This window comes from Comamonas thiooxydans (assembly GCF_002157685.2).
GTDB lineage: Bacteria > Pseudomonadota > Gammaproteobacteria > Burkholderiales > Burkholderiaceae_C > Comamonas > Comamonas testosteroni_H.
In genome coordinates this window covers 258,173-274,860 of the sequence record NZ_AP026738.1, presented here as the reverse complement: position 1 = coordinate 274,860, position 16,688 = coordinate 258,173, and the positions used below count along the sequence as shown (strand labels likewise).

Below are 16,688 nucleotides of genomic sequence, written 5' to 3'. Positions count from 1 at the left end.
TGATGGACAGCAAGCGTAGGGCGCAGGCCTCGCAGGAGTAAGAGGCCTGCGCTTGAGAAACTCTTAATCCAGCGTCAAGAATCCCCACTCATGGCCACAGGCAGGGCCTCGGCCAGAAAGTCCACAAAGGCGCGCACCTTGGGCTGCAGGTGGCGTTGCGTGGGGTAGACCACGTAGACATGGCGCGGCTGCTCGGCCCAGTCTTGCAGGTCTAACGCCTCCAGCTGGCCCTTGGCGATGGCTGGCCGGGCCAGAAAAGACGGCAGTGCACCAATGCCCATGCCAGCCACCAGCAGCTCTCGCAACATCAGGCTGTTGTTGACGCTGGCTCGTGCTTCGCTCGGAACTTGCAGGCCGTCGTCAGCCTGTGCCAGGCTGTAGTTCAGCAGCGCATGGCCACGCAGCGCGGCCACGCTGGTCGGGCGGCCGTGTTGCTGCAAATAGGCCGGCGAAGCGCACAGCATTTGCGACAGCGAGGCCAGGCGCCGCGCAATCAGCGATGAATCCGCCAGTTCGGCGCTCAGGCGTATGGAGACATCGAATCCCTGGCCCACGGCGTCCACCAGCCGGTCTTCCATGGACAGATCGAGCTGCAATTGCGGATGGCGCTGCATGAAGTGCGCCAGCAGCGGCGCCAGCGTGCTCAGCGCAAACGACAGCGGCGCGTTCACGCGCAGCCGCCCGGTCACCTGCTGAGACTGCGCCCGCACCGATTGCTCCAGCATGTCAAAGCCATCCAGCAGCCGACAGCATTCGGCGTAATAGGCCCGGCCGGTATCGGTCAGACTCATGCGGCGTGTGGTGCGCTGGATCAGCACCGCTCCCAGCTGTGCCTCCAGCGCGCGCAACTGCTTGCTGAGAGCCGCCGAGGAAAGATCGAGTGCGTCGGCTGCCCTGGCAATGCTGCCCAGTTCAACAATGCGCCGAAAGGCGCGCAAAGGGGTGAGCGAATCCATGGAAGAGAAGAGCGAAAACCTGAGCCGAAGCCTAGCAGCTTTCGCAGGGCCGACGCGACCGGCGTGGGCTCGCTCTTCTTCTGAAACGTGGACTGCTCAAGCCCTGCCGCAGGCTCGAACAGCCCCAAGCATCAGGCCAGCGTATAGGCCGTCTTCACCGTGGTGTAGAACTCCTGGGCATAGCGGCCCTGCTCGCGCGGGCCGTAGCTGCTGCCCTTGCGACCGCCAAACGGCACGTGGTAGTCCACGCCCGCCGTGGGCAGGTTGACCATGACCATGCCGGCCTGGCTGTGGCGCTTGAAGTGGGTGGCGTACTTGAGGCTGGTGGTGGCAATGCCGGCCGACAGGCCGAACGGCGTGTCGTTGGACACGGCCAGGGCTTCGTCGTAGTCCTTGACGCGGATCACGCTGGCCACGGGGCCGAAGACTTCCTCGCGGTTGATGCGCATGCCGGCTTCGGTGTCCACGAACAACGTGGGCGCCATGTAGAAGCCTTGCTTGCCGCTGCCCGTGTGGCAGGCCACGCGGGCACCGCCAGCGGCCAGGCGCGCGCCTTCGGCCTTGGCGATCTCTACATAGCTAAGGTCTTGCTCCAGCTGGGCCTGGCTGACCACGGGGCCCATGTCGGTGCCGGCGGCACGCGCATCGCCGACCTTGATGTTGGCCATGCGCGCCTGCAGGGCCTCGATGAAGGCCGGGTAGATCTTGTCGGTCACGATCAGGCGGCTCGATGCCGTGCAGCGCTGGCCCGTGGAGTAGAAGCCGCTTTGGGCCGACAGTTCCACGGCCTGGTTCAGGTCGGCATCGTCCAGCACGATCTGGGGGTTCTTGCCGCCCATTTCCAGCTGCACCTTCTTGCCGCTCTTCACGCAGGCTTCGGCAATGCCGCGACCCACGCCCACCGAACCCGTGAAGCTGATGGCGGCCACATCGGCGTGATTCACCAGGGCCTCGCCGATCACACGGCCGCGGCCCATGACCAGATTGAACACGCCGGTGGGGATGCCCGAGCGATGGATGATGTCGGCCAGGGCCCAGGCACTGCCGGGCACCAGGTCGGCGGGCTTCAAGACCACGCAGTTGCCGAAAGCCAGGGCCGGGGCGATCTTCCAGGCCGGGATGGCGATGGGGAAGTTCCAGGGCGTGATCAGGCCGACCACGCCGATGGGCTCGCGCGTGATTTCCACGCCAATGCCTGGGCGCACCGAAGGCACGGTCTCGCCCGTGAGGCGCAGACATTCGCCTGCAAAGAACTTGAAGATCTGGCCGGCACGGCCGACTTCGCCAATGGCTTCGGGCAGGGTCTTGCCTTCCTCGCGGGCCAGCAGCTCGCCCAGCTCCGCCTTGCGCGCCAGGATCTCCGTGCCTATCTTGTCCAGGGCGTCGGAACGCGCCTGGATGCCCGAGGTCGACCAGGCCGGGAAAGCGGCCGCAGCGGCGGCCACGGCGGCCTGCACATCGGACGCGCCGCCCTGGGCGTACTCGCCGATCACATCGGACAGGTCGCTGGGGTTGGTGTTGGGGCTGTAGGTGGTGGCGGCCGTCCATTGACCATTGATGAGATTGTCGTAGCGGGACATGGAGTTCTCCGTAAGAAAAAGAGGGTCGGTGGCAGTGTGAGAAACGCAGCGGCGTGGCGGTCAGGGCATGACGCTTGCCACTGGCGTGGCCCAGGCCAGGGACACCGAGCAAGGGCCGTCCCGCAGCGAAGGTGTCGTCCCCCTCCCGCGCAGCGAGAGAGGGGGAAGCGGCGCCAGCCGCTCAGGGGGTGCTTAACGAACCATGCAGGGGCGCTTGTTGTCGAACTTCCAGCCGGGGATCAGGTGCTGCATGGCGATAGCGTCGTCACGCGCGCCCAGGCCGTGTTCCAGATACAGGGCGTTGGCGCGCTTGAGGGCTTCGCGGTCCACGGTCACGCCCAGGCCGGGGGTCTTGGGCACTTTCACAAAACCGCCCTTGATCTGCAGCGGGTTCTGCGTGAGGTACTGGCCGTCCTGCCAGATCCAGTGCGTGTCGATGGCCGTGACCTTGCCGGGCACCGCGGCGGCCACATGGGTGAACATGGCCAGCGAGATGTCGAAGTGGTTGTTGGAGTGCGAGCCCCAGGTCAGGCCCCAGTCGCGGCAGGTCTGGCCCACGCGCACCGAGCCGGCCATGGTCCAGAAATGCGGGTCGGCCAGGGGGATGTCCACGGACTGCAGCGACAGGGCGTGCACCATCTGGCGCCAGTCGGTGGCGACCATATTGGTGGCCGTGGGCAGGCCGGTGGCGCGGCGGAATTCGGCCATAACCTCGCGGCCCGAGAAGCCGTTCTCGGCGCCGCAAGGGTCTTCGGCATAGGCCAGCACGCCGCGCATGTCGCGCATCAGACGGATGGCGTCCTTGAGCAGCCAGCCGCCGTTGGGGTCCAGGGTGACGCGGGCCTCGGGGAAGCGTTGGGCCAGTGCGGTCACGGCCTCGACCTCCTGCTCACCGGCCAGCACGCCGCCCTTGAGCTTGAAGTCGTTGAAGCCGTAGCGGGCGTAGGCGGCTTCGGCCTGGCGCACGATGGTCTCGGGCGTCATGGCCGTCATATGGCGCACCTGGGTCCAGTCGTCCGTGCCCAGCTTGTCCTCGCCGGGCTTGACGTAGTCCATGCCGGTCTTGTCGCTGGGGCCCACGAAGAACAGGTAGCCCAGCATTTCCACGCGGTCGCGCTGCTGGCCTTCGCCCAGCAGGGCGGCCACGGGCACGCCCAGGTGCTGGCCCATCAGGTCCAGCAGGGCGGATTCGATGGCGGTCACGGCGTGCACGCCGATGCGCAGGTCAAAGGTCTGCAGGCCGCGGCCGCCGGTGTCGCGGCCTTCCAGGGACTTCTGCAGCTCTTGCAGCAGCTGCAGGTGCTGGCCGATGGAGCGGCCGATCAGCACCTGCCTGCCGTCCTCCAGGGCCTGGCGAATGCCTTCCCCGCCCGGTACCTCGCCCACACCGGTACGGCCCGCGCTGTCGTGCACCAGCACAATGTTGCGCGTGAAGTAGGGGGCGTGGGCGCCGCTGAGGTTCATGAGCATGCCGTCGCGGCCGGCGACGGGAATGACTTCAATGGCAGTGATGGTCGGGGTAGTGGACATAGGAAGGCTCTTCAACAGACGCGGAGGAAAAAGGGGATCACAGGGCGATCACTGCGCGGCAGACCAAGGAACTTCGGCCACGGGATGCCCCGTGGCGATGAACTGCTGCAGGTTGTGCAGCACCAGGTCGGCCATGGCGCGGCGGGTTTCGTGGGTGCCGCTGGCGATGTGGGGGGCCAGCACCACGTTGTCCAGGGCCAGCAGGGCCGGCAAGGGGCGGGGCTCGTCCTCGAACACGTCAAGGCCGGCACCCGCGATGCGCTTGTTCTCCAGGGCATCGGCCAGGGCGGCTTCGTCGACCACGCTGCCACGCGCCACATTGACCAGAAAACCTTGCGGGCCCAGGGCGGCCAGCACCTCGGTATTCACCAGGTGGCGCGTGCCTTCGCCGCCGGCGGCGGTGACGACCAGGATGTCGGCCCAGCGTGCCAGCTCCAGCAGCGAGGGCAGGTACTGGTGCGGCGAGCCTTCGACGGGGCGACGGTTGTGATAGGCCACGTCCATGTCGAAGCCTGCGGCGCGGCGCGCCACGGCGCTGCCGATGCGGCCCATGCCGAAGATGCCCAGGCGCTTGCCGCTGGCGCGGGTGCGGATGCCGAAACGGCTCTTATTCCAGTCGCCGCGGCGCACAAAACGGTCGGATTCGCTGAGGCCGCGCGTGGCATCCAGCAGCAGGGCAAAGGCCAGGTCGGCCACGCAGTCGTCGAGCACGCCGGGCGTGTAGCCCACACGGGCGCCACGGCGTTGAAGGGAGTCGCGGTCCAGCGCGTCGAAGCCCACGCCAAAGCTGCTCACGAAGCGCAGGTTCGGCAGCGCATCGACCACGCCCGCGGGCAGGCCCATGGCGGCCGAGGTGACCAGGTATTCAAACTGCGCGCCGTGCTCGGCGAGGAAACGCTCGCGGTCGGGCTGCTCGGACAGCAGCGTCACTTCATAGGCCTGGGCCAGCTCGGTGTCGAGTTGGGGCAGCGGCATCTTGCCGTACTGGAGAACGCGGGGGCGGGAAGTCGCCATGCCTTGGGATCCTTTGAACTTGCGGGGGCTGTAAGCCCCGGTGAAAAGGGCCTGCGCTGTGGCAGGCCTGCGGAGATGACCAGAGGCCAGCCCACAGTTTTATCTCAGTTATCCGCTGTGCTAGATGTAGAAAAATCCGTTCGAAACTGGCGCGGCCAGAGATAAGGGACACCGAGGAAGGGCCGCCCCGCACCGAGGGTGTCGTCCCCCTCCCGCGAAGCGAGAGAGGGGGAAGGCGCGAAGCGACTCAGGGGGGCCTCATTTCAATCTGCGGTGATCTTTCGCGTTTGGATCAGGGTTTTCCAACGCTCGTTCTCCTGGGCCTGGAAGCGCGTGAATTCTTCAGGTGTGTTGCCCACGATTTCCAGCCCCTGCTCCACAAAGCGCTTGCGGATGTCGGGCTGCTGCACGGCGACAATGGCGGCCTTGGCCAGTTTGGCCCTGACATCCGCCGGCAAGCCCTTGGGAGCGGCCATGCCCTGCCAGGAGTAGACCTCCGCGCCCTTGACACCGGACTCGGCCAGTGTCGGAACATCGGGCAGCACGGGCGAACGCTGGCTACCGGTCACGGCAATGGCCCGCAGCTTGCCGCTACGCAGATGGGGCAGCACGGCATTGACGTTCTGGAAGGAAAAATCCACCTGTCCGCCCAGCAGATCGGTGATCGCCGGTGCTCCGCCCTTGTAGGGCACATGCACGGCTTCTGTGCCCGTCTGCTGCCAGAACAGCTCGGCCGACAGATGGTCCGAGGAACCATTGCCGGAGCTTGCAAAACTGATCTTGCCGGGATTGGCCTTGAGCGCGGCAATCACCTCGCTCACGCTGCGGGCCTTTTGCGTCGGGCTGGCGACGAGCACATTGGGCGCCTGCACGGGAACAGTGATGTAGTCGAAATCCTTGCCAGCGTCATAGGGCACGTTCCTGACCATATGAGGGGTCACCACGAAAGGACCCAGCGAAGCCACCAGCAGGGTGTAGCCATCGGCCGCCGCACGCTTGACCGCTCCCGCTCCGATGGTGCCCGTGGCTCCAGGACGGTTTTCCACGACAAAGGGCTTGCCCAGTTGCTCGCCCATGCTCAGGGCCAGGGCACGCGCCACGGTGTCGGTGGAGCCGCCGGCCGGGAAGGGCACGATGATGTTGACGGGTTTGTCGGGAAAGCTGCCGGCCGCCTGGGCAGCCAGGGCCAGGGTGGCGCCCAGCGTGATCAGTATTTTTTTCATGCCTTGTATCCTGAAGACGCGGGGCCCGGTCCTTCGCCTGGCCCCTGCATCGGGTCTTATTGCGGGCCGAGCTTGTCGATCAGGACCTTGAGCTCCTCCATCTCGGCGGGCTTGAGGTCTGTCAGGGGCGCACGCACGGGACCGGCATCGTGGCCGACCAGCTTGGCGCCGGCCTTGATGATGCTCACGCCATAGCCTTCGACGCGGTTGCGGATCTTCAGATAGGGCATGAAGAATTCCTTGAGCAGCTTGTGCTGCGTGGCCTGGTCGTCGGTGCGCACGGCCTCATAGAACTGCATCGCCGTCCTGGGGATGAAGTTGAAGACGGCAGAGGAATACACGGGCGTACCCAGAGCCTTGTAGGCGGCCGCATAGACCTCGGCCGTGGGCAGTCCGCCCAGATAGGCGAAGCGATCACCCATCTTCATGAAGATGGAGGACATGGTCTCGATATTGCCCAGGCCGTCCTTGAAGCCCACCAGGTTGGGGCAGCGCTCGGCCAGGATGGCCAGGGATTCGGGCGTGAAACGCGAACGGTCGCGGTTGTAGACGATGACGCCGAACTTCACGCTCTTGCAGACCTGCTCCACATGGGCGATCAGGCCTTCCTGGCCGGCTTCGGTCAGGTAATGAGGCATCAGCAGAATGCCGTGGGCGCCCAGTCGTTCGGCCTCTTGAGCATGGGCAATCGCGGTGCGGGTGGGGCCCCCGGCGCCGGCGATGATGGGCACCTTGCCGCGGCAGGTGTCCACTGCGGTCTTGATGATCTGGCCATATTCCTCGCCGTACAGCGAGAAGTATTCGCCCGTGCCGCCTGCCGCGAACAGCGCGCTGGCGCCGTAGGGTGCCAGCCATTCGAGGCGGGCCGCATAGCCCTTGGCATTGAAGTTGCCCTGGGCGTCGAAGTCCGTCACGGGGAAGGACAGCAGGCCGGAACTCATCACGTCTTTGAGGTCTTGGGGTGTCATGGTAATCCTTGAAAAGAGGAGAGCAAAAAAGATCTGGCAGCTCAGTCCAACTGCAGTTGGGCGGCTTGCACCACAGTGCGCCAGCGCGCACGCTCGGCGTTGAAGAACTTGTCGGTTTCGGCGGGCGTCATCGTGACGACCTCGGCACCCTGGCCGGTCAGTCGGGAACGGACCTCGGTGGAGCGGATGGCTGCGAGCAACACCTGGTTCACACGCTGCACCACCGCTTCAGGCGTCTTGGCGGGCAGCACCACGCCCTGCCAGGTGCCCGAAGCAAAACCCTGTGCGCCCTGCTCCGCCAGCGTCGGCACATCGGCAATCAGCGGCATGCGGGTGTTCTTGGAAATGCCCAGCAGCTTGAGCTTGCCGCTTTGCACATGCGGATAGGTGGCCAGCATGCCGTTCATCAGCACCTGGGTCTGACCTGCCACCGTGTCCTGCACCGACTGCACACCGCCCTTGTAGGGCACATAGACCCATTTGGCGCCGGTGATGCGGGCCAGTTCCACGCCAGCCAGATGGGGGGCACTGCCCGATGCGGTGACGGCAAAGTTCAGGTCCTGCTTTTTGGACAGCTCCACCAGCTCCTTGAGATTGCTGGCCTGGACGGAGGGATGCACCACCAGCATATGGGGCGAATAAGCCAGCATGGCCGCACCGCGCAGCGCCTTGGAAGGGTCGAAGCTGAGCTTGGTATAGATCGAGGGAGAGATGGCCAGTGCGCCGAGATCGCAGAGCAGCCAGGTATAGCCGTCGGCCGGTGCGCGGGCTACGAATTCAGCGCCCAGATTGCCATTGGCGCCGGGCTTGTTGTCGATCACCACGGTCTGCTTGAGCTCCTGGGAGATCAGTTGCCCGATGGAGCGCGCAATGATGTCGGAGCTGCCGCCGGGCGGATAGGGAACAACCAGGCGGATGGGCTTGCTGGGCCAGGCATCGGCAGCCAGCAATGTGGACGACAGCAAACCGCCGGCTGCCAGGGCCAGCAGAGAGCGCAGAAAGTGCGAGCGTCGGACCATGGTGAAATGTCTCCTTGTTGTGGTCAGTCATCATACAACTAGGTTTTTTTGAACACCAAGACTTTTTTCTAAGGGTAAGCACGGATCACCGCTGTTTACCAGGCCTCAGCTCGCGCCACCTTCATCCATGAGATACGCCTCAAACTCAATGCTGAAGAGCGTTTCAAGCTATTATTTTTAAAGCACCTTCATATGTTTGATGCAGCGGGGGCACAGCGGCCGCAGCATGTCGCGGGCAGTCCGCCGCGCTTTGCTGCGGACTGCCTTTTCCATCAAGCGCCTGCCCAGGCGCCTGGGACCGCGGACTCAGGACTCTGCGCTCAGGCTCAGACGCTGTGCCAGGCGCAAACGCTCCCGCGAGTTGGTCAGATGGATGCGCATGGCGGCACGGGCCGAATCGGCATCCTGGCGCACGATGGCGGCATAGATCTCCTCATGCTCGCGGTTCACACGACGCAGATAGTCGGGATCGCGTGCCGGCGTATGCATGGAGGCGATGCGATTGCGCGGAATCAGCAGAGTTCCGAAATGCTGCAGGATGTCCTGAAAGTACCGGTTGCCTGTGGCCTGCGCGATGCTCAGGTGAAAGGCCAGATCATGCTCGACGGTGTCGTGCCCCAGGGCGAAATGATGTTCGAACTCCTGCAGAGCCTCGCTCATGACCTGCAGATGGGCTTCGCTGCGGCGCTGGGCAGCCAGACCGGCCGCCTCGGTCTCCAGACTGATGCGCAGCTCCAGCACGGCCAGCACATCGACAGACTCGCTGAGCTCGCGCGCGCTGAGCATGGGGCTTGCGCTCTGACGCGCGGGCAGCACAAACGTGCCTATGCCATGGCGGGTCTCGACCAGCCCTGCGGCCTGCAATTTGGACAGCGCCTCGCGCACCACGGTGCGGCTGACGTCATAGCTGCGCACAAGTTCGGACTCGGTGGGCAGCTTGTCCCCCTCATGCAGCAGGCCCTGGCGGATCTTGTGCTCGAACTCCTCGGACAACAGATTCGCCAGACTGCGGCTGCCCTTGCTGGTTTTGCTGCGCAGCGCGTACCCCTCCGTCAGCGGCAAAGACGGGGTTGATTGGGGTAATTCCGATGTCTGAGTACTCATGAGCCTGATGATAATGGCTTTCAGTTGTACGACAACATACCACAAAGACTCCCTATTTCAACTTCGGCCCGCAGTTCCTGCGCCGCATCAGTCATCTCAAGATGAGCACTTCTCACCAGATCCGCCACATCCGCATCACGCCGATTGCCTTCCGTGATCCGCCGCTGCTCAACGCCGCCGGCATTCATGAACCCTGGGCGCTGCGATCCATCATCGAGATCGAGACCGCTTCCGGCCTGGTCGGCATCAACGAGAGCTATGGCGACCAGCCCATGCTGGATGCGCTGGCCAAGGCCGCACCGGCCCTGGTCGGGCTCTCGCCCTGGGCGCTCAATGAAATGGAGGCCCGTGTCGCCGCCCTGGTCACTCCGCCCAGGCTCACGGCCTCGGAATTTCTGGGTCAGCAGGTCTCGCTGGCTCCTGGCACCCATGTCTCCAAGACCGTGGCCAAGGTGGTCAGCGCCTTCGAGGTCGCCATGCTGGACTTGCAGGGCCAGATGACCCAGGCCCCCATCGTCGACCTGCTGGGCGGACCCGCACGCGACCGCGTGCCCTACTCGGCCTATCTGTTCTACAAATACGCCGAGCATGTGGGCCAGCCCTATGCACCCGACGCCTGGGGCGAAGCCCTGGCGCCGGCCCAGCTCGTGGCCCAGGCCCGGCGCATGATCGACCAGTACGGCTTCCAGAGCATCAAGCTCAAGGCCGGCACGCTGGCGCCCGAGCAGGAGGCCGCCGGCATACTGGCGCTGGCCGAGGCCTTCCCGGGCACACCACTGCGCATTGACCCGAATGGCAACTGGAGCGTGGAGACCAGCCTGAAGATCGTGCAGCAGTTGCGCGGCGTGCTTGAGTATTACGAGGACCCAGCCCCGGGCCTGGACGGCATGGCCGCCGTGGCACGCGAGTGCGACGTGCCCCTGGCCACGAATATGGTGGTGACGGACTTTGCCGAGTTCCGCCGCAATGCCGACATGGGCTGCCCCGTGAAGATCGTGCTCAGCGACCACCATTACTGGGGCGGCCTGCGCGCCACACAGCGCCTGTCCACGCTGTGCCGCACCTTCGACCTGGGCCTGTCCATGCACAGCAACTCCCACCTGGGCGTGAGCCTGGTGGCCATGACACATCTGTGCGCCAGCGTGCCCCTGCTGACCTATGCCTGCGACACCCACTATCCATGGCAGGACGAGGAAGTCGTCGAAGGCGGTCGCCTGCAGTTCGAGCAGGGCAGCCTGCGCGTGCCCACCACGCCGGGCCTTGGCGTGACCCTGGACCGCGAGGCCCTGGCCCGCCTGCACGACAACTATCTGCATTGCGGCATCCGCAACCGCGACGACCTGGGGCAGATGCGCAAGTACGACCCCGCGTTCACCGGCCACCAGCCGCGCTTCTGAACCTGCTTCCACACCATTCCAACGACAAACCCTTCCCGGAGACAAGCACCATGCAACGCCGCACACTCATCCAACATTCCCTCGCCAGCGCCCTGCTGCTGGGCACGGCCCTGGTCGCCATGCCCGCCGCCGCGCAGGGCAACTGGCCCACGGGCAAGCCCATCACCTATCTGGTGCCCTTCCCCCCCGGCGGCAATACCGACACCCTGGCGCGCGTGATTGCGCAGCCGCTGAGCAAGGCTCTGGGCACGCCCGTGGTGATCGAGAACAAGGGCGGCGCCGGCGGCAGCGTGGGTTCGGCCCTGGCGGCACGCGCCCCGGCTGACGGTTACACCATTCTGGGCGGCACCATCAGCTCGCACGCCATCAATGTCAGCCTGTACTCCAAGCTGGACTACGACCCCGTCAAATCCTTCACGCCCGTCGCCATGCTCGGCTCCGGCCCTCTGGTGCTGGTAGTGCCTGCCTCCAGCCCCTACAAGACACTGGCTGACGTGCTGGCCGGCAGCAAGGCCAAGGCCTCGTCGGGCGGCCTGACCTCGGCCTCTCCGGGCAACGGCACCTCCAACCACATGGCGCTGGAACTGCTGGCCTACCAGACCGGCGTGAAGTTCACCCATGTTCCCTACAAGGGCAGCGGTCCCGCCGTGCAGGATGTCATGGGCGGACAGGTGGACATGATGTTCGACACCGCCCTGGTCGTCGGCCCGCACATCCAGTCCGGCAAGCTGCGCCCCATCGCCGTGAGCAGCTCCAAGCGCCTGGAATCGCTGCCCGATGTACCCACGATTGCCGAAGCCGGCGAGAAGGGTTTCGACATGGGCTCCTGGCAGGCCGTCTTCGCCCCTGCGGGCACGCCCAAGCCCATCGTGGACCGCCTGCATGCCGAAATCCTGAAGATCGTGGCCACGCCCGAAGTCCAGGCCCGCCTCAAGAACTTCGGCATGCTGCCATCCAACATGACGACCGTTGAGCTGGCCGACTACCAGAAGGCCGAAGTGAGCAAGTGGGCCAAGGTGATCAAGTCTGCTGGAATTAAAGCGGAATGACCCCCTGAGGCGCTTTGCGCCTTCCCCGTTGCACGGCGCCCCTTCTCGCTTCGCGGAGGGGGACGACGCCTTCGGCTGGGCGCCCCCGCCGCGAGGCGGCTTTTGCTCGGCGTTCCTGAGTTGGGACGTGACGGTTGCGAGGGCTGCACTCCGATGGCGACAGGCCCCTAGAAAATTGAGACATTGCCATGAGTACCCCCGCTCCACTTTCAATCACCATGCATCCGGCCGACAACGTGGCCATTGTTGCCAACGACGGCGGCCTGCCTGCGGGCACCGTGCTGCCGTCCGGCCTCACGCTGCTTGACAAGGTTCCGCAGGCGCACAAGGTGGCGCTGATGGACATTCCCGAAGGCGGTGAGGTACGCCGCTACAACGTGATCATCGGCTATGCGCTCAAGCCCATTGCCGCCGGCAGCTGGGTGCACGAGCGCTTGCTGCAGATGCCCGAGGCACGCTCGCTGGAAGGCCTGCCCATCGCCACCGTCAAGCCGCCCGTGCTGGAGCCGCTGGCAGGCTATACCTTCGAGGGCTACCGCAATGCCGACGGCAGCGTGGGCACGCGCAACATCCTGGCCATCACCACCACGGTGCAGTGCGTGGCTGGGGTGCTCGACTTTGCCGTGCGCCGCATCAAGTCCGAGCTGCTGCCCCGATACCCCCATGTTGACGACGTGGTGGGCCTGGAGCACAGCTATGGCTGCGGCGTGGCCATCGATGCCGTGGGAGCCGAGATCCCGCAGCGCACGCTGCGCAATATCAGCCACAACCCGAACTTCGGCGGCGAGGTGATGGTGGTCAGCCTGGGCTGCGAGAAGCTGCAGCCCGAGCGGCTGCTGCCGCCGGGATCGTTTCCCATCGTCGATGAGCGAGAGCCTGCGCTGGACGTGGTCTGCCTGCAGGACGAGGCCCATGTGGGCTTTATGTCCATGATCGACTCCATCATGCGCCAGGCCGAGCAGCATCTGCGCCGCCTCGACGCCCGTCGCCGCGAGACCGTGCCCGCCAGCGCCCTGGTGGTGGGCGTGCAATGCGGGGGCAGCGACGCCTTCAGCGGCGTCACTGCCAACCCTGCCGTGGGCTTTTGCACCGACCTGCTGGTGGGCGCGGGCGCCACCGTGATGTTCAGCGAGGTGACCGAGGTGCGCGACGGCATAGACCAGCTCACCTCGCGCGCATCCAGCCCCGAGGTGGCCCAGGCCATGATCGAGGAGATGGCCTGGTACGACGCCTACCTGGACAAGGGCCGCGTGGACCGCAGCGCCAACACCACGCCCGGCAACAAGAAGGGCGGCCTGTCCAACATCGTCGAGAAGGCCATGGGCTCCATCATCAAGAGCGGCACGGCCCCCATCACGGGCGTGCTGTCGCCGGGCCAGCGGCTGGCCGACCGCGGCATCAGCAGCGGACTGGTCTATGCGGCCACGCCGGCCAGCGACTTCATCTGCGGCACGCTGCAATTGGCGGCGGGAATGAACCTGCATGTGTTCACCACGGGCCGGGGCACGCCTTACGGTCTGGCACAGGTGCCGGTGATCAAGGTGGCCACGCGCAGCGACCTGGCGCGACGCTGGCACGATCTGATGGATATCAACGCCGGACGCATTGCCGACGGCGAGGCCACGATCGAAGACATAGGCTGGGAAATGTTCAGGCTGATGCTCGATGTCGCCAGCGGCCGCAAAAAGACCTGGGCCGAGCATTGGCAGTTGCACAACGCGCTGGTGCTGTTCAACCCGGCCCCGGTGACCTGAATCCGTACCGCGCGCCGGAACAGATTGCAAAATCCAGAGCACTTTGCGAAGCCGCCATCCGGGTTGCAGACAGAATCACCAGAAACGCTGCCATATGGCAGCGTTTCTGGTTTGCGCATGCTCCCTCAGGCCTGCATGGAGCCCGTCTTCAGATAGCGCTGATGCCAGTCATAAGCCTGGTCGAGCAAATGTGGCGTGTGCTTGCCCGGTGCGTCGCGCAGCGCGCGCTCCAGATACTCGCTCATCGCCACCTTGTAGTCGGGGTGCACGCATTTTTCGATGATCAGACGTGCGCGCTGCACCGGAGCCAGGCCGCGCAGATCGGCCAGGCCCTGCTCGGTCACGATGACCTGCACGTCGTGCTCGGTGTGATCGACATGGGAGACCATGGGCACGATGCAGCTGATCTTGCCGTCCTTGGCCGTGGATGGCGTCATGAAGATGGACAGATAGGCGTTGCGCGCAAAGTCGCCGCTGCCGCCAATGCCGTTCATGATGGACGAGCCCATGACATGCGTGCTGTTGACGTTGCCGTACATATCGGCCTCGATCAGCGCGTTCATCGAAATCAAACCCATGCGGCGGATCAGCTCCGGGTGGTTCGATATCTCCTGCGGGCGCAGCATGATGCGCTGGCGGTAGTAGTCGATATTGGCCAGAAAGCGCTCCATGGCCGCCGGACTCAACGCCAGCGAAGTGGTCGATGCAGTGTCGAGCTTGCCCGACTCCAGCATGTCGAGCATGCCGTCCTGCAGAACCTCGGTATAGGCGTTCAGGTGGTCGAACGGGCCATTGTTCAGCCCCGCCAGCACGGCGTTGGCGATATTGCCAACGCCCGACTGCAGCGGCAGCAGCTCGTGCGGCAGGCGGCCCACTTTCACCTCGTGCTGCAAAAAGTCGATGATGTTCTCGGCAATGCGCATGGAGCCTTCATCGGGTGCCGTGAACGCCGCCAGCCTGTCGCGCTGGGCCGTTGGTACCACGGCAATCACCTTGCTCAGATCGCAATGCAGATAGGGCTCGCCAATGCGGTCGAACGGATGCGCCATGGGGATGGGCTTGCGTCTGGGCGGCACGGCCGCGCCGTAGTAGATGTCATGCATGCCCTCGAGCTCGGCAGGCTGGGCGCTGTTGACTTCGAGAATGATCTTGTCGGCCTGCTCCAGCCAGGTCTTGTTGTTGCCCACCGAGGTCGATGGAATCAGGCGACCGTCTGGCAAGATTCCCGCAACCTCGATCACCGCCACGTCAAGATGACCGAGGAAGCCGAACCACACATGCTGCGCCACATGTGAGAGGTGGATGTCCACATACTGCATGCGGCCCTCGTTGATCTCTTTGCGCACCGTGGGGTCCGACTGATAGGGCAGACGGCGTTCGATGCCATGCACCTTGGCCAGTGCGCCATCGAGTTCGGGTGAGGTCGAAGCTCCCGTCCACAGACTGATGCGGAAGTTGCCGCCATTGGCGTTCTGCGCTTCGATCCTGCGTGCCAATGCCTGAGGCACGGCCTTGGGTGCGCCTGCGGGAGTGAAGCCGCTCATACCCAGTGTCATGCCGGATTGAATCAGGCCGGCGGCCTGGTCCGCCGTCATGATGCGTTCGCGCAAGACAGGGCAAAGCACACGATCTGCAGGAGAAGCGGTGGTGAAGGAAGTCTTCATGAAATGTGTCTCGTCTCGCCAGCTTTCGTGAAGCGGGATGGCTTTTTGTAGTTAAAGAGTTGCACTTTGACTGGTGCAAACCCGGATTGAACTACGACACACAGAGAGTCGCCAAGCGTAGTTGACTAGAGAAAACCCCGATGCGCTTTCTTGAAAGAAGCCGATGAAATTGAATTCATAACTCAAAAAAGTGAGCATTCATCGCTCAACGGATAAAGGATGAAAACTTGAAACCGCTGAAATCGACCACCATGGCAGAGTTGCCAGAATGCTGGCGGAAATTACAAAATATTTGCCTGCACTCACAGCCAGCAGACATAGGCTGACAAAACCACCATGGTTCAGCAACCAGAATTCGACACATGGCTTTTGATACCTACGGCTGGCAGCACAAGCTGCGACGCCTCGCCCACCCCCTGCAACCGCTGATCGACTCCGTACAACTCTGGCTGCAGGCCGACGGTCTGCGCATGAGTGCCGCCATGTCGTTCTACGGCATGCTGAGCCTGGCGCCGCTGTTGCTGGCCGTCGTGGGTCTGCTGGGCTGGTGGCTGGATCGCAGCTATGTGGAAAGCACCTTGATCAGCCAGATACAGAGCGTGGTCGGGGAGCGCGCGGCACAGGTCGTCAAGAGCGCACTGGCCAGCGCCCAGAATGCCAATCAGGGCTCGCTCGCGTCCGTACTCGGTCTGGCGATGATGCTCTCGGGCGCCACCGGTGTATTTGTGGAGCTGCAGGCTTCGCTGGACAAGCTCTGGTCCATGGGCGAAGAGTCTCGCCCGCAGGAAAACAAGCCCTGGTGGAGCATGGCCATCTCACGTCTGTGGGGGTTGAGCTATGTCGTGGGCCTGGGTTTTTTGCTGCTGGTGTCCATGGTGCTTTCGACCGCCATCCAGATGATCACCAAATGGGCCAATGACGAGCTGCAGCTTGTGCCGCTGGGCCCGCTGATGGGGCTGATCAACGAGGGCCTGTCCTTTGGCATTGCGGTGCTGCTGTTCTGGGGTCTGATGCGCATGGGCACCGGCATCAAACCCGTCACCAGATACCTGCTGCTGGGCTCACTGACGGGAGCAGCCCTGTTCACCATCGGCAAACAGGCCCTGGCCTGGTATCTGTCCACCGCCGCCGTGGTATCGGCCTATGGCGCAGCCGGCTCGCTGGTGGTCGTGCTGATGTGGTTTTATTTCACCTCGGCCATCCTGCTGTTCTCGGCCGCCACAGCCAAGGCCTGCAGCAAATCCAAGGTCCAACTGGGCATCCCGTTTGTCTCGCGCAAGCCGTCCAGCGCCATACCCATGGATGTGCAGAGCCTGCCCGAGAACGCAGGGGAGAACATCTAGATCAAGCACAACAGGCTGCCATACATAGACTCTCCGCCATCTTTTCCTCAGCGGAAATGCAAAAGGCCTGCGGATGCAGGCCTTTTG

The 16,688-nt window shown here is 64.4% G+C and carries 13 protein-coding genes; 4 read left to right on the top strand and 9 right to left on the bottom strand.

Annotation, left to right across the window (positions count from 1 at the left end):
- Positions 1-74: 74 nt before the first annotated feature.
- From CTR2_RS01190 to CTR2_RS01155, 8 genes are all read right to left on the bottom strand, one after another.
- Positions 75-956, bottom strand: a complete 882-nt coding sequence (locus CTR2_RS01190; RefSeq protein ID WP_087085404.1) for a LysR family transcriptional regulator — start codon at positions 954-956, stop codon at positions 75-77.
- Between the two features lie 131 nt (positions 957-1,087).
- The gene (locus CTR2_RS01185; RefSeq protein WP_087085405.1) at positions 1,088-2,536 is read right to left on the bottom strand and encodes an aldehyde dehydrogenase family protein; all 1,449 of its coding nucleotides are present in this window, start codon (positions 2,534-2,536) and stop codon (positions 1,088-1,090) included.
- 192 nt (positions 2,537-2,728) lie between these two features.
- The gene (locus CTR2_RS01180; protein ID WP_087085406.1) at positions 2,729-4,066 is read right to left on the bottom strand and encodes an enolase C-terminal domain-like protein; all 1,338 of its coding nucleotides are present in this window, start codon (positions 4,064-4,066) and stop codon (positions 2,729-2,731) included.
- Positions 4,067-4,114: 48 nt separating this feature from the next.
- Positions 4,115-5,080: a 2-hydroxyacid dehydrogenase gene (locus tag CTR2_RS01175; protein WP_087085407.1), complete on the bottom strand. Its 966-nt coding sequence runs from the start codon at positions 5,078-5,080 to the stop codon at positions 4,115-4,117.
- Positions 5,081-5,343: 263 nt separating this feature from the next.
- A complete protein-coding gene (locus CTR2_RS01170) occupies positions 5,344-6,303 on the bottom strand; it encodes a Bug family tripartite tricarboxylate transporter substrate binding protein (RefSeq protein WP_087085408.1) in 960 nt (319 codons plus the stop codon).
- Positions 6,304-6,359: 56 nt separating this feature from the next.
- Positions 6,360-7,271, bottom strand: a complete 912-nt coding sequence (kdgD, locus tag CTR2_RS01165) for a 5-dehydro-4-deoxyglucarate dehydratase (RefSeq protein ID WP_087085409.1) — start codon at positions 7,269-7,271, stop codon at positions 6,360-6,362.
- A gap of 41 nt (positions 7,272-7,312) precedes the next feature.
- Positions 7,313-8,290, bottom strand: a complete 978-nt coding sequence (locus CTR2_RS01160) for a Bug family tripartite tricarboxylate transporter substrate binding protein (protein ID WP_087085410.1) — start codon at positions 8,288-8,290, stop codon at positions 7,313-7,315.
- Positions 8,291-8,596: 306 nt separating this feature from the next.
- Positions 8,597-9,352: a FadR/GntR family transcriptional regulator gene (locus tag CTR2_RS01155; protein WP_081034063.1), complete on the bottom strand. Its 756-nt coding sequence runs from the start codon at positions 9,350-9,352 to the stop codon at positions 8,597-8,599.
- 143 nt (positions 9,353-9,495) lie between these two features.
- On the opposite strand from CTR2_RS01155, the gene CTR2_RS01150 reads away from it, so the two are divergent.
- From CTR2_RS01150 to garD, 3 genes are all read left to right on the top strand, one after another.
- Positions 9,496-10,791, top strand: a complete 1,296-nt coding sequence (locus CTR2_RS01150) for a glucarate dehydratase family protein (RefSeq protein WP_087085411.1) — start codon at positions 9,496-9,498, stop codon at positions 10,789-10,791.
- A gap of 50 nt (positions 10,792-10,841) precedes the next feature.
- Complete coding sequence (locus CTR2_RS01145) at positions 10,842-11,840, top strand: Bug family tripartite tricarboxylate transporter substrate binding protein (protein WP_087085412.1); 999 nt, start codon at positions 10,842-10,844, stop codon at positions 11,838-11,840.
- A gap of 188 nt (positions 11,841-12,028) precedes the next feature.
- Entirely contained in the window at positions 12,029-13,594 is a 1,566-nt protein-coding gene (garD, locus tag CTR2_RS01140; protein WP_087085413.1) for a galactarate dehydratase, read from the top strand.
- Between the two features lie 125 nt (positions 13,595-13,719).
- Here the strand turns inward: garD and CTR2_RS01135 are convergent, their stop codons facing one another.
- Positions 13,720-15,258: an acetyl-CoA hydrolase/transferase family protein gene (locus CTR2_RS01135; protein WP_087085414.1), complete on the bottom strand. Its 1,539-nt coding sequence runs from the start codon at positions 15,256-15,258 to the stop codon at positions 13,720-13,722.
- Between the two features lie 362 nt (positions 15,259-15,620).
- Here CTR2_RS01135 and CTR2_RS01130 point away from each other — a divergent pair, with 362 nt between their 5' ends.
- Entirely contained in the window at positions 15,621-16,601 is a 981-nt protein-coding gene (locus tag CTR2_RS01130; protein WP_087085415.1) for a YihY/virulence factor BrkB family protein, read from the top strand.
- The last annotated feature ends 87 nt before the right edge of the window (positions 16,602-16,688 follow it).